This window comes from Nostoc sp. LPT (genome assembly GCF_017115165.1).
Taxonomy (GTDB): Bacteria; Cyanobacteriota; Cyanobacteriia; order Cyanobacteriales; family Nostocaceae; genus Nostoc.
The window spans coordinates 1-4,831 of record NZ_JABXKF010000088.1; the positions used below are offsets into that span (position 1 = coordinate 1).

The 4,831-nt window shown below is 41.3% G+C and carries 8 protein-coding genes; 7 read left to right on the forward strand and 1 reads right to left on the reverse strand.

Annotated features, from left to right (window positions below):
- Nucleotides 1–117: 117 nt before the first annotated feature.
- Together HWQ58_RS18390 and HWQ58_RS18395 are read left to right on the forward strand one after the other, a co-directional pair.
- Nucleotides 118–327, forward strand: a complete 210-nt coding sequence (locus tag HWQ58_RS18390) for a hypothetical protein (protein ID WP_292865523.1) — start codon at nucleotides 118–120, stop codon at nucleotides 325–327.
- Complete coding sequence (locus HWQ58_RS18395) at nucleotides 320–478, forward strand: hypothetical protein (RefSeq protein WP_292865526.1); 159 nt, start codon at nucleotides 320–322, stop codon at nucleotides 476–478. The genes HWQ58_RS18390 and HWQ58_RS18395 overlap by 8 nt, the downstream gene beginning before the upstream one ends.
- Nucleotides 479–577: 99 nt before the next feature.
- On the opposite strand, the gene HWQ58_RS18400 is transcribed toward HWQ58_RS18395, so the two are convergent.
- On the reverse strand, nucleotides 578–1,195 hold the full coding sequence (locus HWQ58_RS18400; RefSeq protein WP_292865529.1) for a hypothetical protein: 618 nt from the start codon (nucleotides 1,193–1,195) through the stop codon (nucleotides 578–580).
- Nucleotides 1,196–1,596: 401 nt separating this feature from the next.
- Between HWQ58_RS18400 and HWQ58_RS18405 the strand changes: the two genes are divergently transcribed.
- From HWQ58_RS18405 to HWQ58_RS18425, 5 genes are read left to right on the forward strand one after another with little or no spacing between them, the layout of a single operon-like run.
- Nucleotides 1,597–2,010 carry an element excision factor XisH family protein gene (locus HWQ58_RS18405; RefSeq protein ID WP_292865532.1) on the forward strand — a complete coding sequence of 138 codons (414 nt, stop codon included), beginning with the start codon at nucleotides 1,597–1,599 and terminating at the stop codon, nucleotides 2,008–2,010.
- The gene (locus HWQ58_RS18410) at nucleotides 1,998–2,333 is read left to right on the forward strand and encodes a XisI protein (RefSeq protein ID WP_292865534.1); all 336 of its coding nucleotides are present in this window, start codon (nucleotides 1,998–2,000) and stop codon (nucleotides 2,331–2,333) included. Before HWQ58_RS18405 ends, HWQ58_RS18410 begins: the two co-directional genes overlap by 13 nt.
- Before the next feature lie 58 nt (nucleotides 2,334–2,391).
- Nucleotides 2,392–3,414 carry a site-specific integrase gene (locus HWQ58_RS18415; protein ID WP_292865537.1) on the forward strand — a complete coding sequence of 341 codons (1,023 nt, stop codon included), beginning with the start codon at nucleotides 2,392–2,394 and terminating at the stop codon, nucleotides 3,412–3,414.
- 3 nt (nucleotides 3,415–3,417) lie between these two features.
- On the forward strand, nucleotides 3,418–3,885 hold the full coding sequence (locus HWQ58_RS18420; RefSeq protein ID WP_292865540.1) for a hypothetical protein: 468 nt from the start codon (nucleotides 3,418–3,420) through the stop codon (nucleotides 3,883–3,885).
- Nucleotides 3,886–3,887: 2 nt separating this feature from the next.
- Nucleotides 3,888–4,568: a hypothetical protein gene (locus HWQ58_RS18425; RefSeq protein ID WP_292865543.1), complete on the forward strand. Its 681-nt coding sequence runs from the start codon at nucleotides 3,888–3,890 to the stop codon at nucleotides 4,566–4,568.
- The last annotated feature ends 263 nt before the right edge of the window (nucleotides 4,569–4,831 follow it).

Genomic DNA, 4,831 nt, shown 5'->3' on the forward strand with positions numbered 1-4,831 from the left:
CACAAAGCCAGAATTGAACAATATCGATTTCGCAGAGACCCCAAGGGTTACTTGGTTAATTTAGAGAGTCGTCTTCTCTAGTAAGTTTTACCACACTAGGATATTCAAATAAGTTTGATGAGTGAGGTTAGGAAGGATAGAAAACAAATTGCAGCACTAGCACAAGCCCTAGCTTTGATTGAGTCACGCTTGGATGTTCTCGATCCTCCCAATCTAATGACACTTGAAGAAGATAGTCAGGCTAGACAGTCTAGACAAGGGGAAACCTGGGAGAATGATGCTGTTCAGTTTTTAGATGCAATCAGCTGGGGTGATGATAATGGGTGAGATTAACGATTTACGATTCACTGCACCACCATCCGACTTGGAGCGTTGGGAGTGGTTTTTTAAGGAGATGGAGAAACGCGGACTGATAACTATTTTTGAAAGCTCCCAACACTACGCCAACCGAGGCGACTCGAAACTAAAACGTCAATAATATTAATTATAAGCTAGAACATAAAGAGAATACCAATTCCATTGTTATTTTTGGATATTTAGATTCATTTTGAGGTACTGGCGGTAGAGTATGGATTCATCACTCTGACGCAAGGCGCTCTTGTAACACTGGTTCAACTTCTGGCGCTCTTATGAGTAAAGAGTTATCCTCTGGTGATTCTTCTCTCAATGTATTGGCGCAAGAGCGAAGTAGGGATTCAGCCGTTGTTAGGAGCGTTCGTACACGCATCAGCCGATTTCGTCGCTCAATCCCAAGTTGCGCCTCTAAAAAACGTGGGTCATTGTCATGGCTCAGATGAATAACCTTGACGAGTTGCTTCTCAATAGAGGGTTCAAATATTGGTTCTCTTGCTGTCAACTTCTTGTAACCATAAACACCACTTGGACGTTTCACACTGTAGTGGTGTACTTCGCAGCCAGGAGGAGCAATGTATTGCCCTTCTTTATTATTCAATTGCTCATGTAACTGTTCCACAAGGGAGGCGATCGCATCCATTCTCTCGGTTACACCCAAACTTAGGGCAGTTTGAGGGCATCCCCTGGCCATCAACATCATGATTGCAGCCTGGCGACGTGTAATTCTAAAGGTTTCTCTGAGGCGCTCCTGCTCAAGAAGGCGCACGCGAATTAGTTCGATCTCCTCGTCTGGACTCAATTTCATCGCTGAACCACAGGTTTTGTAATATAATTCAGGCATTCTCCAGAATCTAGTAGTCCTGGTTGCAGTATCATACTAGCGCAGTCAAAGCCGAGTCCACATATTTTCGTCGGCATAGTTTTTCTATTTCTATAGTTCTAGCTGAATAATTTTATTATATCAGCTAGAACTAATCGAGATGCAAGCCACCTTTTGGAGAGAGAGTGTATTAATCGTAGTTTATGTCGGATAAAAGATAAGGGTCGCTTATTTTATATTGTAGTTTTATGCTACAACGTAACTTAAAGCATAATGTGAGCAAAGTCTAGATTTAAAGGATTTACGTGCTGGAGTCGATAGTCAGTACCAAATTGAGATATATGTTTAAATGTTTTACTGGCGAATGACACTACTAACGGTGTTGAGCAGTATTAAGGTTAGTGTGGCTTTGGTGTAAAACTATGGCTCGTGATTTATTCCATAATATTGTGAGGTCTGCATTAGAAAAAGAGGGTTGGGTAATTACAGATGATCCGCTCAATATTAGGTGTGGCGGGGTTGATGTTCAAATTGATTTAGGTGCAGAGCGACTTCTAGCTGCCGAAAAAGCAGGAGAAAAAATAGCAGTTGAAATCAAAAATTTTGTGAGTGCCTCAAAAATTTCTGAATTTCACATGGCGCTAGGACAATTTATTAATTACCGTACAGCATTGCGTGTTGAGGAGCCAAATAGAACCTTATATTTAGCTGTACCGTTGGTAACTTATAACGACTTTTTTAACTTGTTTTTTATTCAAACTGTAGTTAATGAAAACAAATTAAAGCTAATTATTTACAATCTGGAAACTGAGTCAATAGAACAATGGACAAATTAAATGAATACCGGACAAAAGTTAGGCAACTGTTAACTAAATATCTTCAGTACAAGCCTAGTTACGGAGATGTAGAAGTCGAACAGATTTTTGATACAGAACATGACCATTATCAAATTATTAGTGTTGGATGGAATAATCAAAAGCGGATTTATGGGCCAATAATGCATTTAGATATCAAAAATAATAAAATTTGGATTCAACAAAATACAACGGAAGCAGATATTGCTTTAGAATTAATGGAAATGGGTATAAATAAACAAGATATTGTCATCGGTTTTCATACTCCAAAAATGCGTCAACTCTCAGGATTTGGTGTAGAATAAAAGCGAAAGTAATCCGACGTAAGTATATTTTTTAATAATAAAAGTTATCTAATTTAGAATGAATTACAGTGCAGATTTTTTACTACCCATTAAATTAATTTCGATTGAAGATGCCGCACTCACTAGAGAGACAGGAAGTAGTAAAAGACTTACAAAAACAACTCTACCAACCGATATCCGGTGGGTAAAGGTGCTAGAGTTTTTACGCAGCAATAACCTTGCACCGAACAGTCGTAAGCTTTATGAACGTGAACTGAAGCGGTTTTTGGCATGGAGTGAGCTGCACTATCATGAGCTACGCCCACGTCACTTCGCGTTATATAAAGAGTATTTGCGGGATGAACTGCGGACTGATGTTGGTAAACCGCTTTCAAAAAGCACCATAAATGCCTCAATTGCGGCACTCAAAAGCTTTTTTAAATGGATGTGCTATACGTATCCTGACATTATTGCTACTAATCCGACACTGGGGATAAAACTGGAAAAAGTACCTCTACCACCAGCCCAGAGTTTAACTCCAGAGCAGATGGAGCAGGTATGGTCAGCGTTGGAGTTATTGGGAGAAACAAAACAACGGGATACAGCACTCGTTCACATTCTCAGTCATGGACTCCGGGCTGGGGAAGTTGTACAGCTAAATGTTGGCTCATTTGATGGCAAGCTGCTGTTTTTACCAGATACCAAAACGAATGAACCACGCTTAGTGCCACTACGAAAAGAAAGCCGAGAAGTCGTGGCAGATTATTTACAATTGCGCTCACAGCAAGGAGAGGTGTTAAACAGCCTTAGCCCACTGATGATTTCACACCATGCTTCATATAAGGGTGAACGCTTGAGTTATCACGGCATTTACTTCGCTGTGGAAAAAATTGGTGAAATAGCTCACATTGAAGATTTACATCCTCACTCCTTTCGTCACACCTACGCTACTGATTTATTGCTATTGGGAGTTGACCCCAGCCATGCCCGTAAACTAACAGGACATCAAAGTGAGAAAGCGTTTCGGCGCTATACCCTTCGCAGTGAGCAATCAGCTGCGATCGCTGCTTACTATCGTGCAATCGGTGAAGAAGCGGAGTAAAATATGCCGAAACCGTTAGACCCCAAGTGTCAGCTATGCTCCAAATTACCAACAACTCAAGCAAAACTACTGCATGGGCCACAAGGGGACGGGTGTTGGAATCCCAAAGTCTGTCATAATCGCCGTTCGTTTTACCGCCACCGCTCCCAGAATAATTCAGCAGAAATTGATGCAATCGCAGTCGAACCACCAGCAACATATTTTGCAGTGCTGTATTTGTATAAAGAACCAGGGGATAAACCATTGCACGCCTTGGGCGCAGAACTCTGGCTGGGACAACAGCCTATTTGTCGCTTAGAACCAATTCACTGTTTTGGGCTAACGGCTGGCAAGATCCGCGCCTATACAGATCAGGTGTTGCAGGCTTTTGCAAAACAATACAGTGTTTCACTATATCAATATAAGGATATGTTTGAGATTACCTCAAGTTACTGCCCAGTGCGGCCTTGCCCCTTGCATCCACAATCTTAGAGATGACCACATATCGTCAATTAACCATCTGGGATGTATTAGATGAGTTGTCTGAATCTCCAGCGACATCAACACTAGCACCGATGTGGGAATGTTTAGATGCGGAGCTTGAAAAATTACCCTTGGAGGCACAGTTATTAACCGCAGCGCTTGCCTTCAGTCAAATTGCGGATATTCTCAAGTCTCGTGCCGAAGTGCTGTTGCAAGATACCCGCGATCGCAATAGTCTTTTGGGGCCAATTGTTAGCACGGATCTCTTTGCTGGTCTAGTGCGGACAACAATGCACCTAGATTTAGATGATTTGATTGAACCGCAAACACCACAAACCTTTAAACCACATGGTCCACACCAATTTTCATATCCTAACCAGGAGGGTGATTCTGTAGCAGCACCTGTTGAAAAAGCGAATGTTTTGGCAATGCTTGATGAGGTGACAACTTTAGAAGATGTCCGCAATTTGGCATCAGACGAAAATGTGGAAAAATGGCAGAGTGCGATCGCTAACCATCTGATAAATGTCAACGATGAGATTTCTTTAGTTAAACTGCAATGTGTGTTGCAAATGCCGATGGTAGAAGTATGGTTGGGACTATTGCTGGGTGAGTTTACATTAGAACAGCGTGGTGATTTTTATCACAACCATAATGTCTGGGTGAAAAGCTCTCCTTCCTTCGATCAATGACAATTCATTCGCCATGTAGAATCTATTTGGGAAGCGATCGCCCAAGAAGATAATTGGCAACCTTTTAATGATTTAGTGAGACAAATACAGTCTAGGCAATAGTTTTAGCTTTATTTACAAGTAAGGAGACTCTGATCTTTTTACTCGGATCGTAGCAACACATACAAATTTTTTTGATTCCCACGCATGAGGCGAAAATTTTCGTTTAATACCAATTCTCTAAAAGCTGGCTACAGATAAAGCTACCAAAATATATTGCCTTC